The sequence below is a fragment of the Thermanaeromonas sp. DSM 22490 genome (assembly GCF_056378755.1).
In genome coordinates this window covers 22769-38102 of the sequence record NZ_JBJHHE010000008.1, presented here as the reverse complement: position 1 = coordinate 38102, position 15334 = coordinate 22769, and the positions used below count along the sequence as shown (strand labels likewise).

Here is a 15334-nt window from a genome sequence, read left to right as displayed (position 1 = left end):
AGTTAAGAGGGGAGAGGAGGCCAAGGATGCAGGCTTACTTGGTGCTGGAAGACGGAACGGTATTTCAGGGGAGAGCCCTGGGCTATTCAGGGTCATGCCACGGAGAAGTGGTCTTCAACACTGGCATGACGGGTTACCAGGAGATATTAACCGACCCGTCATATTGCGGGCAAATTGTAGTTTTAACTTATCCCCTTATAGGTAATTATGGCATAAACGAGGAAGACCAGGAATCCGGCAGGCCCCAGGCTCTGGGGTTGGTGGTGCGTGAAGCCTGCCCGACACCCAGCAACTGGCGGGCCAGGGAGGGATTAGCCTCTTACCTTGAGCGCCACCGCCTTCCCGCTATTCAGGGAGTAGACACCAGGGCCCTTACCCGCCATCTCCGGACCCGGGGGACCATGCGGGGCATCCTGGCCTGCGGGAAAGTAAATATCGAAGAGTTGAAATATCTAGCTGCTCAAGATCCCCCCTTAAAGGGTGACCAGCTGGTACCCGCGGTTACCAACAACCAAACTTTTGTCCTGGAAGGCGGCTCTCCGCGGATTGTAGTTTATAACCTGGGAGTAAAAAACAATATCCTGCGCTGGTTACAAAGGGAAGGCTGTACCGTTTTAGTTATGCCGGCCCATAGTACGGCAGAGGATATTCTGGCTGCCCGGCCGGATGGAGTGGTTATTTCCAACGGCCCGGGGGACCCTAAGGACGTACCCTACGGCGTAAAGACGGTGCGGGAACTGCTGGGCAGGGTACCTATGTTAGGCATTTGCCTGGGCCACCAGCTGTTGGGTCTGGCCCTGGGTGGGGATACCTACAAGCTTCTCTTCGGTCACCGCGGAGCCAACCACCCGGTTAAAGACCTTATCAGCGGCCGCGTTTATATTACTTCTCAAAACCACGGCTACGCGGTGAGGGCCGATTCTCTGCCGGCAGAGGAGGTTTATATCTCCCATATTAACCTAAACGATGGGACGGTAGAGGGCCTGCGCCACCGCTATCTGCCCGTGCTCTCCGTCCAGTACCATCCCGAGGGGGGTCCCGGCCCCACGGACAGCGAATATGTATTCCGGGAGTTTTTGGATATGGTGGCGGCCCGAAAGCGGGGGGAGGTGGTTTAAATGCCTCTGAGGAAGGATTTGCGGAAAATTATGGTCATCGGTTCCGGCCCCATTGTAATCGGCCAGGCGGCAGAGTTTGACTATGCTGGCACCCAGGCCTGCCGCGCCCTGAAAGAAGAGGGGATGGAAGTTGTCCTGGTCAATTCCAATCCGGCCACCATTATGACTGATCCCGAAATGGCCGACCGGGTGTACCTGGAGCCCCTAACCTTAGATTTCGTAGCGGAAATCATGCGCAAAGAGCGTCCCGACGGTCTGTTGCCCACTCTGGGAGGCCAGGTGGGGTTGAATCTGGCCCTGCAGCTGGCCGAGGCCGGTATCCTGGAAGAAGTAGGTACCCGTCTTTTGGGCACCCCTCTGGAGGCCATCCAGCGGGCGGAAGATCGGCAGCAGTTCAAGGCCACGATGCAGGCCATTGGGGAACCCGTCCCCCGCAGCCGTATCGTTACCCGGGTAGAAGAGGCCCTGGAATTTGCCGCGGAAAACGGCTATCCCGTCATTGTAAGGCCGGCCTATACCTTAGGAGGGACCGGAGGGGGGCTAGCCCACAATGAAGAGGAGTTGAAGGCCATTGTCCTTAAAGGCTTGCGGCTCAGCCTTATCAACCAGGTACTGGTGGAACAGTCGGTGGCCGGCTGGAAAGAAATAGAGTACGAAGTAATGCGGGATGGAGCCGATAATTGCATTACTGTGTGCAATATGGAAAATATCGACCCGGTGGGCATCCATACCGGGGACAGCATAGTGGTAGCGCCCTCCCAGACCCTATCGGATAAAGAATATCATATGTTGCGCCGGGCAGCTTTAAAAATCATCCGGGCCCTGGGGATAGAGGGCGGGTGCAACATCCAGTTTGCGCTGGATTCTAAAAGCTGGCAATATTACGTTATTGAAGTTAATCCCCGGGTAAGCCGCTCCAGCGCCTTGGCCTCCAAGGCTACGGGTTACCCCATCGCCCGGGTGGCAGCCAAAATAGCCTTAGGCTTGACTTTAGACGAAATACCCAATGCCGTTACCCGGGAGACCAAGGCTTGTTTTGAACCGGCCCTGGATTATTGCGTGGTCAAAATCCCCCGCTTCCCCTTTGACAAATTCTCCCTGGCGGATAGAACCCTGGGAAGCCAGATGAAGGCCACCGGGGAGGTCATGGCCATTGACCGCACCTTTGAGGGGGCTCTGCTGAAAGCGGTTCGCTCCCTGGAGTTGAAACTGGATGGCCTTACTCTGGATGCTTTTGCTCGCTTTAGCGATGCCTGCCTTAAGCAAAAAATGGCCGAAGCCGATGATGAGCGCTTGTTTGTGGTAGCCGAAGGCTTGCGCCGGGGCTGGAGTATAGAAGAAATTAACGAGATCACGGGTATAGATCTCTTTTTCCTGGCCAAGATCAAAAATATAGTGGAGCTGGAGGAGACTCTAAGGAAAGCAGGGAAAGCCTTAACGCCGGAGATCCTGCGCCGGGCCAAAGAGAAGGGCTTTAGCGACTCCCAGATTGCCCGCCTGACAGGTCTCAAAGAAGGGGAAGTGCGGGAAAAAAGGGAGCTTCAGGGCTTAAAGCCCGTCTACAAAATAGTGGATACCTGCGCCGCCGAGTTTGAGGCCGTGACTCCTTACTTTTATTCCACCTATGATCAGGAAGATGAAGGAGAGGTAGAGCCGGGAGATAAGGTGGCAGTTTTGGGTTCGGGCCCCATCCGCATAGGCCAGGGTATTGAATTTGATTATTGCTGCGTGCATTCGGCCTGGGCCTTGCGCCGGGCGGGGGTGAAATCCATTATTATCAATAATAATCCGGAGACGGTCAGCACTGATTTCGATACTTCCGACCGCCTCTACTTCGAACCCCTCACCCCAGAAGACGTAGTTAATGTATTAAAAAAGGAGAAGCCCCAGGGAGTAATTGTGCAGTTTGGCGGCCAAACGGCTATAAATTTAGCCAAGTTTGTGGCGGCTGCCGGCTTCAAGGTCTTGGGCACCTCGGTAGAGGATATTGACCGGGCGGAAGACCGGGAAAAGTTTGATACCCTGCTGGGAGAACTGGGTATCCCCCGGCCGCGGGGCGGTGCGGCCACCTCCGTAGAACAGGTAGCCCGTATAGCTAAAGAACTGGGCTTCCCAGTCCTGGTGCGGCCTTCTTACGTCCTGGGCGGCAGGGCTATGGAAATAGTTCATAATGAAGGGGAGCTCCTGGAATACGCGACTACAGCCGTCAAGGTCACCCCGGAGCACCCCATCCTGGTGGATAAGTACCTGCCGGGTATAGAAGTGGAAGTAGATGCTATAAGCGATGGAGAAGAAGTACTGATCCCGGGTATTATGGAACATGTGGAGCGGGCTGGGGTGCATTCCGGAGATAGCATTGCCGTATATCCCGCTCGCTCTCTAAGCGAAGAGGTTAAGGAGAAAATCATAGCTTATACCGTACGCCTGGCCCGGGCCTTAAGGGTAAAGGGATTGCTCAATATCCAGTTTGTCCTCCATAAAGGTGAAGTATATGTCCTGGAGGTTAATCCCCGCTCCAGCCGGACGGTACCTTATTTAAGCAAGATTACCGGTGTGCCCATGGTGGCCCTGGCTACCAATATTATGCTGGGCCGCACTTTGAGGGAACAGGGATACCGGGGGGGACTGCTTCCACCACCCGATTATGTGGCTGTGAAAGTGCCGGTCTTCTCCTTCGGGAAACTGCTACAAGTAGATACTTTCCTGGGGCCGGAGATGAAGTCTACCGGAGAGGTATTGGGCATTGATACCACCTATGAGACCGCCCTTTATAAAGGCCTGGTGGCCGCTGGTTGTATTATTCCGGAAAAAGGGACCTTGCTGGCCACCATTGCCGATAAAGACAAGGCCGAGGCCGTGCCCCTCCTCAAAGGCTTTGCTGAACTGGGCTTTAAGATCGTAGCCACCGCCGGGACAGCCGGAGCCCTGGCTGCTGCCGGCCTCTTCGTGGAACGGGTGGGCAAAATACGGGAAGGTTCTCCCCACATCCTGGACTATATCCGGGGGGGTAAGGTGCACTTAATCGTCAACACCTTGACCAGGGGCCGGCAACCCGAGCGGGACGGGTTTAAAATTCGGCGGGCAGCGGCTGAGCTGGGTATTCCCTGCCTCACCTCTCTGGATACGGCCCGGGCGATGCTTCAAGTTATGCGGGCCTTGCGCGAGGGCCAGGGTTTCAATTTAAAGCCTTTGCAGGAATACGTGGGACTTGCAGGGAAAGGGGTGCGATCCATTGCCGGTGAAAGATAAACTCATTATAGCTTTAGATGTGGCTGACTTAAAAGCGGCTGAAGACCTGGTAACCAGGCTGACTCCCCATGTAGGTATGTTTAAAGTGGGCCTGGAACTTTATACCGCGGTGGGCCCGGCGGCCATCCAGCTTATCAAGGAGCTCGGGGGGCGCGTGTTTGCTGATTTGAAGTTGCACGACATACCCAATACCGTTTCCCAGGCAGCCCGTGCCCTGGTCCGCCACGGAGTGGATATGCTGAACGTCCATGCCGCTGGAGGAAGGAAAATGCTTCAGGCGACTGCGGAAGCGGTCAAGGAAGAAGCGTACAAGCAGGGGAGGAAGCCGCCCCTGCTCATTGCTGTCACAGTATTGACCAGCCTGGACGAGACCAGCCTTAAGTACGAGGTCGGTATTGAACGGGGTCTTGCGGAACAGGTGGTGTACTGGGCCAAACTGGCCCGGGAATGCGGCCTGGACGGCGTGGTGGCCTCTCCCCAAGAATTGGAAGCCATCAGAGGTGCTTGCGGCCCGGACTTGGTGATAGTGACGCCGGGCATCCGCCCGGCCGGAAGTCAGGCCCATGACCAGCGCCGGGTAATGACCCCGGCCGAGGCGGTGCGCAAAGGGGCTACCTACTTGGTAGTGGGCCGGCCGGTAACTTCCGCCTCCGATCCGGTAGCGGCTGTGGCCAGCATCTTGGGGGAAATGGGAGCCACGTAGACGGTGTGCTGGTGGTCGTAGATTACCATACCCGGCCGGGCACCGGGCGGCTTGCGCACGTACTTGGCCTGGGTATAATCCACGGGTACGCGTCCCGCCTGGCGGGCGCGGCTGAAGTAAGCGGCCAGGCCGGCGGCTTCTTCCAGGGTGCGCTCGGGCACCGGTCGCCCTTGGGTGCGAATGATCACATGGGACCCCGGCACACCTTTGGCGTGAAGCCATATATCCTCGTCGCGGGCCAGCTTTAAGCTCAGATAGTCATTCTGGCGGTTATTCTTACCTACTAAAATGATAAAACCCTCGCTGGAAAAGAGCTCCAGAGGACGAGAAACAGCTTCTTTCTGCCTTTGGAGCTGTTTTTTTTCGCCTTTGGCAGGTTCCAGGTAGCCGCTTCGAACTAATTCTTCGCGAATCTCCTTTAGTTCTTCCAGGGAATCGGCCATGTCCAGGGCCTGAGCCACGGAATTTAGATAGGCAATTTCCTCTCGCGTTTGTTGCAGTTGAAGGACTGCCTGGCAGGCAGCGTTTTTAGCTTTGTTATAGCGATTAAAGTAACGCTCAGCGTTTTCGGCCGGGGTAAGGGAAGGGTCGAGCTCAATGGTTACGGGCGGGGCACCGGGATCGTAGAAATTTTCCGCGATAAATGAAGTCATACCCTTTTGCAGGCGGTAAATGTTAGCGGTAATCAGTTCCCCGTACAGCCGCCATTGTTCGGCACCTTCGGCAGCAGCCACTGTTTCGGCCTGCAAAGCCTCCTTTTTTAAGCAGCGCTTTAATTCCCGGTCTATAAGACCGGCCAGAAAACGCCTTTCGGCAGCCAGAAGGTTTTGAGCCCGCTTCTCCTCGTAGAAGACTTCACAGGCCTGGGAAGGCGTAAGGAAGTGCTCGCGGGGGAGCCCGGCAAACTGCAAAAGATCGAAGGCGGCAAAGGCTAGCACCCCTTGGCCCTCACCCCTGACTACTGTGGGCTGCCAGCCCGTTGGGAGGCTAGCAGCCAGCACTTCCTGTAAGGCCTGCCAAATGCGCCCTAATTCGTGTTCCCCGCAGAACTCGGGCGTTATTTCGGCCGGCAGACCCGCCCGGAACAGGATTTCCCTGGCGGTTTGAGGTCCTATGCCGGCCAGCTTTTCTACTAGTGAGTTCTTTAAAGGTTTATCCCACGAACCCTGGAAGATTATAGCACCCAACTGCTCTAGGTCCAGGGACCGGGGATCGACTTTATCCTGCGCCGGGGGAGGAACATAAGCCCGGCCGGGAAGCACCTCCCGGTGACGGCTCAGTGCATGGGTATAGCGCCGCAGAGCATCGATGATGGTACCGCTAGGGTCCAGCAATATGATATTGGAATGCTTGCCCATAATCTCCACCACCAGGATGCGGGTGACTACCCGGCCCAGCTCATCGGTACAGGAACAGCGAAGCTCCAGCACCCGTTCCAGGCCGGGCTGGTTAAGTTCCTCCAGAACTCCGCCTTGCAAATGTTTGCGCAAAACCATGCAAAAAAGGGGCGGCTCTAGGGGATTGGGGGGGCTGGCTTCCGTGAAATGAATGCGGCAGTGCTCGGCATGGGCCGACATCACCAGTTTTTTTATTTCGCGCCCGCGGCGCAGGTGAATAAGGAGGGTATCTTTGTCCGGCTGGTAGATGCGTTCCAGGCGGCTCCCTAACCAGGCAGAGAGTTCTGCTTTAATGGCGCTCAAGAACAGCCCATCGAAAGCCACAGGACAATACTCCTTTCCACTGGCGTATCCGCAGTTTTCGCCGGGGCAGGCCTGCCTAGGCTTGAAAGCGAGCGACTAAACCTGAGCGGCAGCCAAACTTAGCGAGACCGAAAGCGGAGGCAGGCCCGAGGCCATGGAAGGCCGAGGCCGGCAACTGAGGCAGGATGCCGAATTTGCCGGGAAGCCTGCCGGAGCCTTGAGGTCGAGCGCTAGTTTGGCCCGCGAGGGTTTTCGGAGCGAGCGCAAGCCAAGCAGGCCTAGGTTTAAAACTGAGGATAAGTGTATCCTTTCCATGCTGCCCTACCTAGAAAGACCTTTTTCCCAAGTATAGCACGAACTACAGTTTATCACCTAGTTCTTTTCTATAGGGGACAGGCATAAAGATAAGGTGGACCAGCCTTAAAAAGTAAAAAAGGGGCGAGACAGGGATGCATTCCAGCCAGTGGTATCAAATGGATGGAACCCGGGTATTACAAATATTGCGGAGCGACGCGGACCGGGGCCTGAGTACTGAGGAGGCCAGCCGGCGTTTAATGGAAGTGGGGCCGAATCAGCTCAAAGAAGAGCCGGGGGTCTCACCTTTAAAACTTTTGGGCCAGCAATTTAACGATTTTATGGTTTGGGTCCTACTGGGGGCTACCGCCATTTCCTTCTTTTTGGGGGAAGTAGCCGACGCCATTACTATCACAGCTATTGTTATAATCAACGCTTTTCTAGGATTTATACAGGAATATCGAGCCGAACGGTCCCTGGAAGCCTTAAAAGAAATGGCTGCACCCTATGCCCGGGTTATCCGCGACGCGGAAGTTAAAAAAATACCGGCGCGCGAACTGGTCCCCGGGGATATTCTTCTGGTGGAAAGCGGGGATAGGGTGGCAGCGGACGCCCTCTTGCTATCCGGCACCGGCTTAGAGGTGGAAGAAGCAGCACTAACCGGGGAGTCGCACCCCGTGACCAAGGAGCCAGGAGCCCTGGCCGGGGAGGTGCCCCTGGGGGACAGGCACAATATGCTGCACCAGGGGACGGTGGTGACCCGGGGTCGAGGGAAGGCCGTGGTGGTGGCCACCGGCATGGCCACCGAAATCGGGAAAATAGCTGGTATGCTCCAGGAACTCAAAGAAGGAGAAACACCCCTACAGAAACGGCTGGCTCAATTGGGGCGCTGGCTGGTACTGGCCTGCCTTTCTATTTGCGCCCTGATGGTAGTGATCGGTATGGCCAGGGGTGAAGACCCCTACCGCATGTTCCTGGCGGGAGTAAGCTTGGCGGTGGCGGCTATCCCTGAGGGGTTGCCGGCCATAGTTACGGTTTGCCTGGCTTTAGGAGTACAGAGGATGGCCCGGCGCCAGGCCATTGTGCGCAAATTGCCAGCCGTGGAGACCCTGGGCTGTGCCACTGTAATTTGTTCCGATAAGACCGGTACCCTGACCCAGAACCAGATGACCGTGCGGGAAGTTTGGGTCAGCGATCAGGTGTTTAGCGTTAGTGGTACCGGTTACACACCCCAGGGGGAATTCTTCTTAAACGGGCAGAAAGTAGGGGTGGATAAACCTTTAGAACTCCTTTTAACCGCCGCCGCCCTGTGCAATAACGCTGTTCTACAGAAGGGCGGTTTAACCATCGGGGGATGGCTGAGGGGACGGAAAGAAAAGGGAACCTGGAAGATAAGCGGTGATCCTACGGAGGGAGCCCTCCTGGTGGCGGCAGCCAAGGGAGGTATATGGCGGGAGCACCTGGAAAGAAAGAGCAGGAGGGTGGTGGAAATCCCCTTCGACCCTGAACGCAAGCGCATGAGCGTAGTTTATGAAACCCAGGGGAGAAGGCGGGCCTATGTTAAGGGGGCTCCAGACATGTTGCTCAATCTTTGCACCTCCCTTTTCCTGGAAGGGAAGGTCATCCCTTTAACTTCTGATTGGCGCCGGCGCATTCTGGAGCAAAATGAGCAAATGGCCAGGGGGGCTTTACGGGTTTTGGCCCTGGCCTACCGGGATTTACCGGATGGACTAACCTTGACGGCGGAGGCAGCAGAACAGGATTTAACCTTTATAGGTTTGATGGGGATGAGCGATCCCCCACGACCGGAAGCTAAGGAGGCGGTACAGGTTTGTCACCGGGCAGGCATTAAGGCGGTCATGATTACTGGCGATCACCGCCTGACAGCCCAGGCCATTGCCCGGGAGCTAGGCCTTCCAGCGGAAGATTCTAATGTTATAACCGGGACGGAGCTGGAGGCCTTGACTGATAAAGAATTAGTGGTGCGGGTCAAAGATATTTCTGTTTATGCTCGCGTGTCGCCCGTCCATAAACTGCGCATAGTTCAAGCCTTGAAGAGGAACGGTCATATCGTAGCCATGACTGGAGATGGAGTGAATGATGCGCCGGCCATTAAAGAGGCTGACATCGGTATTGCCATGGGGCAGAGCGGTACCGATGTGGCTAAAGAGGCAGCAGACATGATACTGGCTGATGACAACTTTGCTACCATTGTGGCTGCCGTGGAGGAGGGCCGGAATATCTATGCCAACATTCGCAAGTTTATCCGCTATCTCCTGTCCTGCAATGTGGGTGAAGTATTGACCATGTTTATAGCAGCTATCATGGGATTGCCCTTACCCCTTGTCCCCATACAGATCCTCTGGATGAATTTAGTTACCGATGGCCTACCGGCTTTGGCTTTGGGCGTGGACCGTGCTGAACCGGATATAATGGCGCGGCCACCTTACCGGGCAGAGGAAAGTATCTTTGCGCGGGGCTTAAGCTGGCGGATACTCACTTTAGGTACCCAGATAGGGCTGGTTACCTTGGCGGTGTTCGTGGCCGGGCTAGCCTTAGGGGAAGGGGATTTAACCACAGCCCGTACCCTGGCCTTCACCACCCTGGTCTTTGCCCAGCTTTTTGCCGTCTTTGAGTGTAGATCCGAGGTGCATTCGCCCTTTGACGTGGGTTACTTCAGCAATAAATATCTGGTGCTGGCCGTAGCTTGCTCGGTAGTCATGCAACTTGTAGTTATTTACGTGCCGCTTTTGCAGTTAGTGTTTGATACTGCACCCTTAAATGGTTTCCATTGGATACTGGTGCTCTTAGCAGCCGGCTGGCGTACCGGTATTTTCGCCGTCGCCCATTATTTGTGGCGACCGCTACGGCGGGTAGTGTGGTTACACTCCCGTTAGAGATATGGAAGCTAGCGCGTTGGCCTGGAATCATGGTAAAATAACCTTCAAGGTGTTAAAATAGAAAAATAAGGTTGGCACGGCGCGAGGTGGCTTAGCTTGCACTTTACCAAAATGCACGGCCTGGGTAATGATTTTGTTCTGGTGAATGGTTTCCGCGAAAAAGTGAAAACAGATATGGCGGAATTGGCCCGCCGAATCTGCCACCGGCGCTTTGGCGTCGGTGCTGACGGTTTGATTTTTCTTTTACCCTCCCGGGTAGCCGATCTCCAGATGCGTATGTTTAATCCCGATGGCAGCGAAGCCGAGATGTGCGGCAACGGCATCCGCTGCCTGGCGCGCTTCGCCTATGAGGAGGGTCTGGCCCGGGGGCCGGCCATACGGGTGGAAACCCTGGCCGGTACCATGGTGCCGCATTTAATCTTGGAAGGCAGCCGGGTCAGCGGGGTGCGCGTGGATATGGGTGAGCCGCGCCTGGCCAGGCGGGAAATACCCATGTTGGGCGAGGGGGATAAGGCTATAGAAATACCCCTGGAGGTCGAGGGAGAAAGGATTATCGCCACCTGTGTTTCCATGGGCAATCCCCACTGTGTAATTTTTGTCGATGATGTGGAAAAAGCCCCGGTAACCACTTTAGGGCCCCTGGTAGAAAACCATTCTTTGTTTCCCCAGCGAACAAACGTGGAATTTATCCAGGTATTGAGCCCCACGGAGTTAAAAATGAGGGTCTGGGAGCGGGGTGCCGGCGAGACTATGGCTTGCGGAACCGGAGCGTGTGCGGCCGCAGTGGCTGCCGCTTTAACCCACCGTGCTGGCCGGCAGGTCACGGTACACCTGGCTGGGGGCGATCTATTCATCGAGTGGTCGGCCAATAACCATGTATTTATGACCGGGCCGGCTGTTCGCGTTTTTGATGGTCTTTATCTGGAGGAAGTATAGAGGAGGTTGTTTTTGCATGGAACAAGCTCAGCGTATCAAGAGGTTGCCGCCTTATCTTTTTGCCCGCATTGAGAGAAAAATTGAAGAAGCCCGGGAGAAGGGGGTGGATATCATCAGCCTGGGCATAGGAGATCCCGATTTGCCCACCCCCGCTCATGTGATTGCTAAATTAACGGAGGAAGCCCACAATCCTGAAAACCACCGCTACCCCACCTCCGTGGGACTGCTCTCCTTCAGACAGGCTGTAGCGGACTGGTATCGCCAGCGCTATGAAGTAGAGCTCGACCCCCGTGCGGAAGTCGTAACTTTAATAGGTTCCAAAGAGGGGATCGCCCATATTTCTTTCTGCTATGTAGATCCCGGAGACGTAAATTTAGTCCCCGACCCGGGTTATCCCGTCTATGGCATCGGCACCTTGCTCGCCGGGGGAGAGCCATATCTTATGCCCTTAAAAGAAGAGAGGGGTTATTTACCCGACCTGGCAGCTATTCCTTCTGACGTAGCCAGGCGAGCCAAGTTGATGTTCATTAATTACCCCAACAACCCTACCGGTGCCGTAGTGCAGAATAACTTTTTCGCGGAAGTAGTAGAATTCGCTAAGAGCTACGATATAATCGTTTGCCACGATGCGGCTTACAGCGAAATCACCTATGATGGTTACCGTGCCCCGTCTTTCCTGGCTACGCCGGGGGCCAAGGAGGTGGGGATTGAATTTAATTCCGTATCCAAACCCTATAATATGACGGGCTGGCGACTGGGATGGGCTTGCGGCCGGGCGGATGTTATAGAAGCTTTGGGCCGTATTAAGTCCAACATAGATTCTGGTGTATTCCAGGCGGTACAGTATGCCGGTATCGCTGCTCTAACCGGGCCGCAGGACGGCTTACAAGAGATATGCCGGGTTTACCAAGAACGCCGGGATCTGGTGGTAGAAGGGCTTAACTCTATGGGATGGCGGTTATCCAAGCCATTGGGCACCTTTTATGTATGGGCGCCAGTACCTAAAGGCTATACTTCCGAAAGCTTCGCCGAAACCGTCCTGGAAAGAGCAGGAGTAATAGTTACCCCCGGCAATGGTTATGGTACTTATGGAGAAGGGTATTTCCGCATTGCTTTAACCATTGATAAGGAGCGCATTAAAGAAGCCATAGAAAGGCTCCGCCGGGCTTTGGGGAAAGTACAGTTTGATTGAGGAGTGAAGTCCTTGCTTTCGAGCATGACCGGGTTTGGGCGGGGAGAAGCTGTTGGCGCGGGGAAAGCGGTCAAAGTAGAGGCCAGATCGGTCAATAGCCGCTTTCTGGATATCAATATCCGCCTGCCCCGTCCTTATCTTTCCTTGGAAGAACGTGTCAGGGCCGAAGTTAAAAAAAGGCTTGCCAGGGGGCATATTGACGTATTTATAAGTATTAGCGAAGAAAATCCCGAAAATCAGCCAATATGCGTTGACAAAGGCCGTGCAATAGCTTATTATAGTGCTTTGAAGGAACTGGCACAAATTTTGGCTATTCCGGAGGATATTACCGCCAGCCGATTATTAACCTTGCCGGAGGTAATTGTTGTAGAAGAACCTCAGTGGCAGGAAGAGACGTTGTGGCCGGTGCTTTATCAGGCCTTAGATACCGCTTTGACGGGTTTGCTCTCCATGCGCCAGGCGGAAGGAGCACGCCTGCAAAAGGATCTGGAGCAAAGGGCTCATACTATTCGAGAATATGTGGAAGCTATTCGTGGGAGGGCACCGGAAATTCCAGTAGAATACGCTGGCCGCCTGCGACAAAGGGTGGCCGAGCTTGTTCGGGGGATAGAGGCCTTAGATCCTGGCCGGCTGGAAATGGAAGTAGCGTTGATGGCGGAGCGGTGTGATATCCATGAGGAAATAATAAGAATATCTAGCCACCTGGAAGAGTGGGAGGGACTTTTACAAAGTGAAGGAGCTGTAGGTCGCAGATTGGAATTTATCTTGCAGGAAATGTTCCGGGAAATAAATACCATTAGCTCCAAAGCTAATGATCTGGAGATTAGCCGTTTAGTTATAGCGGTGAAGAGCGAGTTAGAAAAGATGCGAGAACAGGTACAGAACGTAGAATAAATAACCCTGGGAGGAGGCTTTATGGATAAACTGATTAATATTGGTTTTGGTAACATTGTTTCGGCGCGGCGTATAGTGGCCATTGTTAGTCCAGAATCTGCCCCCATTAAGCGTATTATTCAGGAGGCCAGAGACCGGGGGATGCTTATAGACGCCACCTACGGCCGGCGTACCCGTGCGGTGATCATTACCGATAGCGATCATATTATTCTTTCTGCCGTACAACCGGAGACCGTGGCCCACCGCCTTTCCTCCCGGGAGTCAGCGAGCTCTGTGGAGGAGCCCTTGGACTAGATGAGCGGACTTTTATTGGTCATTTCTGGGCCTTCGGGCGCAGGAAAGGGGACTGTTTGCCGTACCCTGCGTGAAAGGATGCCTCATATAGGTTATTCTATATCAGCTACTACCCGCCCGCCCCGGCCGGGAGAAAAAGACGGTGAGAATTATTTTTTTCTGGATCGAGAACAGTTCCTCGCCCTCCTGGCAGAGGGAGCCTTTTTAGAATGGGCGGAGGTTTACGGCAACCTTTACGGCACACCACGGCGGCCGGTGGAGGAAGCTCTGGCGCGGGGCCAGGATATTATTTTAGAAATCGATACCCAAGGGGCAGCCCAGGTAAAAAAGCATTACCCTGAGGGTGTCTTTATCTTTATTATACCTCCCACATTTGAAGAACTGGAGGACAGGATAAAAAAACGCGGTACGGAGACACCGGCAGCTATAGCTGCCCGGCTTGGATGGGTGGAGAAAGAGCTACAACAACTGGAACTTTATGATTACGTAGTAGTCAACGATCAGCTAGACGAAGCTGTAGCTAAATTACAGGCTATTATCACTGCGGAAAAATGCCGAACCAAGAGGTTTCAAGCAAGCTGGCGAGAGCTATTCTGGCGTAAGGAGGGCTGACAATATGAATCGCCCATCCCTCGATGAACTGCTGCGACATATAGATAGTAAATATGCTCTGGCCGTTTTAGCTGCTAAGCGAGCCCGCATGCTTGCTCAGGCGCAACTGGAAAACCTTTATCCCCGGGGGACAAAACCGGTGACCGTAGCCCTGCAGGAAATTGCAGCCGGTAAACTTAAGATGGAATGGAGCAAAAAGAAACCATGAAGGTGCTCCAGGGGAAAAAGATTATTTTAGGAGTTTGTGGGGGAATAGCTGCTTATAAAGCGGCTGATCTATGCCGTTTGATGGTTAAAGAGGGAGCTCAAGTCCAGGTAATTATGACCCGGGCGGCGCAGGAATTCATTACCCCTCTTACTTTAAGCACTTTGTCCGGTCACCCGGCTCTAACTGATATGTTTGCCGGCACCGAAGAGAGCGCACTGGCACATATTGAAGTCGCTGCTGGCGCGGATTTATTATTGATAGCACCGGGTACCGCTAATATAATTGCCAAGTTGGCCGCAGGTATAGCCGACGACCTGCTCAGTACCACGGCCCTGGCAGTAACCTGCCCCTCCTTAATAGCGCCGGCTATGAATGTAAACATGTACAATAAGGCTGTGGTCCAGGAGAACCTGGCCTTACTTAAAAAAAGAGGGTGGATAATTATTGAGCCAGAGGAAGGTCTGTTAGCCTGCGGTGTTGAGGGGAAAGGCCGGTTGGCTTCTCTGGACAAGATAATGGCCAGTATCCGCAAAGCTCTATTTCCCCAGGATTTTGAGGGCCAGAAGGTTTTAGTAACGGCTGGCGGCACTCGCGAGCCCTTAGATCCGGTGCGCTATTTGAGCAACCGCAGCTCCGGCAAAATGGGATATGCTCTGGCGCAAGCTGCCTGGGAGAGGGGGGCTCAGGTTACTCTGGTGAGCGCAGCCACAGGGTTAGAACCTCCCTTTGGCGTAGAAGTCCTCCGGGTAGAGACGGCAGCCGAAATGGGGGAAAGGGTGAAAGCCCTCTTCCCCCAAGTTGATGTAGTTATCAAGGCGGCAGCTGTGGCTGATTTTAGGCCGGCGCGGACAGAAAAAGAAAAGATCAAGAAAGGCGGGCAAGCTCAGCTGAGTATAACCCTGGAGCCGACTGTGGATATCCTGGCGGAGCTGGGAAAGACAAAACAACATCAGATTTTGGTCGGCTTCGCTGCTGAGACTGAGGATGCTGTACTTCACGGCGCTGCCAAATGCAGGGCGAAGAATTTAGATTTAATAGTTGTAAATGATGTCACCCAGGAAGGAGCCGGTTTTGGCAGCGATACTAATATTGTCACTTTACTTTATCCCGGTGGACAGGCAGAAGAACTACCCCGCTTATCTAAACTGGAAGTCGCGCATCGTATCCTCGATGCCATAAAAAAATTGCCGCGTTTCAAAAGCATGGGCGAAAATCAGGGGAAGGAGTGAAAAAT

At 54.3% G+C, this 15334-nt stretch carries 12 protein-coding genes; 11 read left to right on the top strand and 1 reads right to left on the bottom strand.

From position 1 onward, the window contains the following. The first annotated feature begins 26 nt into the window (after positions 1–26). Genes carA through pyrF form a run of 3 tightly spaced genes read left to right on the top strand, consistent with a single transcriptional unit; the run spans position 27 to position 5070 of the window. Positions 27–1118 (top strand): glutamine-hydrolyzing carbamoyl-phosphate synthase small subunit, encoded by a 1092-nt coding sequence (gene carA / locus AC1BI1_RS07055; protein WP_476716582.1) that lies wholly within the window; start codon positions 27–29, stop codon positions 1116–1118. Next, positions 1119–4367 (top strand): carbamoyl-phosphate synthase large subunit, encoded by a 3249-nt coding sequence (gene carB, locus AC1BI1_RS07050; RefSeq protein ID WP_476716581.1) that lies wholly within the window; start codon positions 1119–1121, stop codon positions 4365–4367. It begins immediately after the preceding gene. After that, on the top strand, positions 4351–5070 hold the full coding sequence (gene pyrF / locus AC1BI1_RS07045) for an orotidine-5'-phosphate decarboxylase (RefSeq protein ID WP_476716580.1): 720 nt from the start codon (positions 4351–4353) through the stop codon (positions 5068–5070). Before carB ends, pyrF begins: the two co-directional genes overlap by 17 nt. Here the strand turns inward: pyrF and AC1BI1_RS07040 are convergent. Then, positions 4983–6791: an Rqc2 family fibronectin-binding protein gene (locus tag AC1BI1_RS07040; protein ID WP_476716579.1), complete on the bottom strand. Its 1809-nt coding sequence runs from the start codon at positions 6789–6791 to the stop codon at positions 4983–4985. The two genes, pyrF and AC1BI1_RS07040, sit on opposite strands and share 88 nt — an antisense overlap. 428 nt (positions 6792–7219) lie before the next feature. Here AC1BI1_RS07040 and AC1BI1_RS07035 point away from each other — a divergent pair, with 428 nt between their 5' ends. The 8 genes from AC1BI1_RS07035 to coaBC all read left to right on the top strand — a co-directional run bounded on the left by AC1BI1_RS07035 (position 7220) and on the right by coaBC (position 15329). Beyond that, complete coding sequence (locus AC1BI1_RS07035) at positions 7220–9961, top strand: calcium-translocating P-type ATPase, SERCA-type (protein WP_476716578.1); 2742 nt, start codon at positions 7220–7222, stop codon at positions 9959–9961. 99 nt (positions 9962–10060) lie between these two features. Beyond that, positions 10061–10900, top strand: a complete 840-nt coding sequence (dapF, locus tag AC1BI1_RS07030) for a diaminopimelate epimerase (protein WP_476716577.1) — start codon at positions 10061–10063, stop codon at positions 10898–10900. 16 nt (positions 10901–10916) lie between these two features. Continuing rightward, positions 10917–12092: an LL-diaminopimelate aminotransferase gene (locus AC1BI1_RS07025; protein ID WP_476716576.1), complete on the top strand. Its 1176-nt coding sequence runs from the start codon at positions 10917–10919 to the stop codon at positions 12090–12092. Between the two features lie 12 nt (positions 12093–12104). Beyond that, a complete protein-coding gene (locus AC1BI1_RS07020; protein WP_476716575.1) occupies positions 12105–12986 on the top strand; it encodes a YicC/YloC family endoribonuclease in 882 nt (293 codons plus the stop codon). A gap of 21 nt (positions 12987–13007) precedes the next feature. Next, positions 13008–13280 carry an extracellular matrix/biofilm regulator RemA gene (gene remA, locus AC1BI1_RS07015; protein ID WP_476716574.1) on the top strand — a complete coding sequence of 91 codons (273 nt, stop codon included), beginning with the start codon at positions 13008–13010 and terminating at the stop codon, positions 13278–13280. Continuing rightward, positions 13281–13892, top strand: coding sequence for a guanylate kinase (gene gmk, locus AC1BI1_RS07010; RefSeq protein WP_476716573.1), 612 nt, complete (start codon positions 13281–13283; stop codon positions 13890–13892). Between the two features lie 4 nt (positions 13893–13896). Then, positions 13897–14100: a DNA-directed RNA polymerase subunit omega gene (gene rpoZ / locus AC1BI1_RS07005; protein WP_476716572.1), complete on the top strand. Its 204-nt coding sequence runs from the start codon at positions 13897–13899 to the stop codon at positions 14098–14100. Then, positions 14097–15329, top strand: coding sequence for a bifunctional phosphopantothenoylcysteine decarboxylase/phosphopantothenate--cysteine ligase CoaBC (gene coaBC / locus AC1BI1_RS07000; protein ID WP_476716571.1), 1233 nt, complete (start codon positions 14097–14099; stop codon positions 15327–15329). The genes rpoZ and coaBC overlap by 4 nt, the downstream gene beginning before the upstream one ends. Positions 15330–15334: the final 5 nt, after the last annotated feature.

What these genes read in the sequence shown, in the direction of transcription:
- AC1BI1_RS07035 (WP_476716578.1), top strand. Translation starts at nt 7,220, where the DNA reads ATGCATTCCAGCCAGTGGTATCAAATGGATGGAACCCGGGTATTACAA.
- remA (WP_476716574.1), top strand. Translation starts at nt 13,008, where the DNA reads ATGGATAAACTGATTAATATTGGTTTTGGTAACATTGTTTCGGCGCGG.
- carB (WP_476716581.1), top strand. Translation starts at nt 1,119, where the DNA reads ATGCCTCTGAGGAAGGATTTGCGGAAAATTATGGTCATCGGTTCCGGC.
- gmk (WP_476716573.1), top strand. Translation starts at nt 13,281, where the DNA reads ATGAGCGGACTTTTATTGGTCATTTCTGGGCCTTCGGGCGCAGGAAAG.
- AC1BI1_RS07025 (WP_476716576.1), top strand. Translation starts at nt 10,917, where the DNA reads ATGGAACAAGCTCAGCGTATCAAGAGGTTGCCGCCTTATCTTTTTGCC.
- rpoZ (WP_476716572.1), top strand. Translation starts at nt 13,897, where the DNA reads ATGAATCGCCCATCCCTCGATGAACTGCTGCGACATATAGATAGTAAA.
- coaBC (WP_476716571.1), top strand. Translation starts at nt 14,097, where the DNA reads ATGAAGGTGCTCCAGGGGAAAAAGATTATTTTAGGAGTTTGTGGGGGA.
- carA (WP_476716582.1), top strand. Translation starts at nt 27, where the DNA reads ATGCAGGCTTACTTGGTGCTGGAAGACGGAACGGTATTTCAGGGGAGA.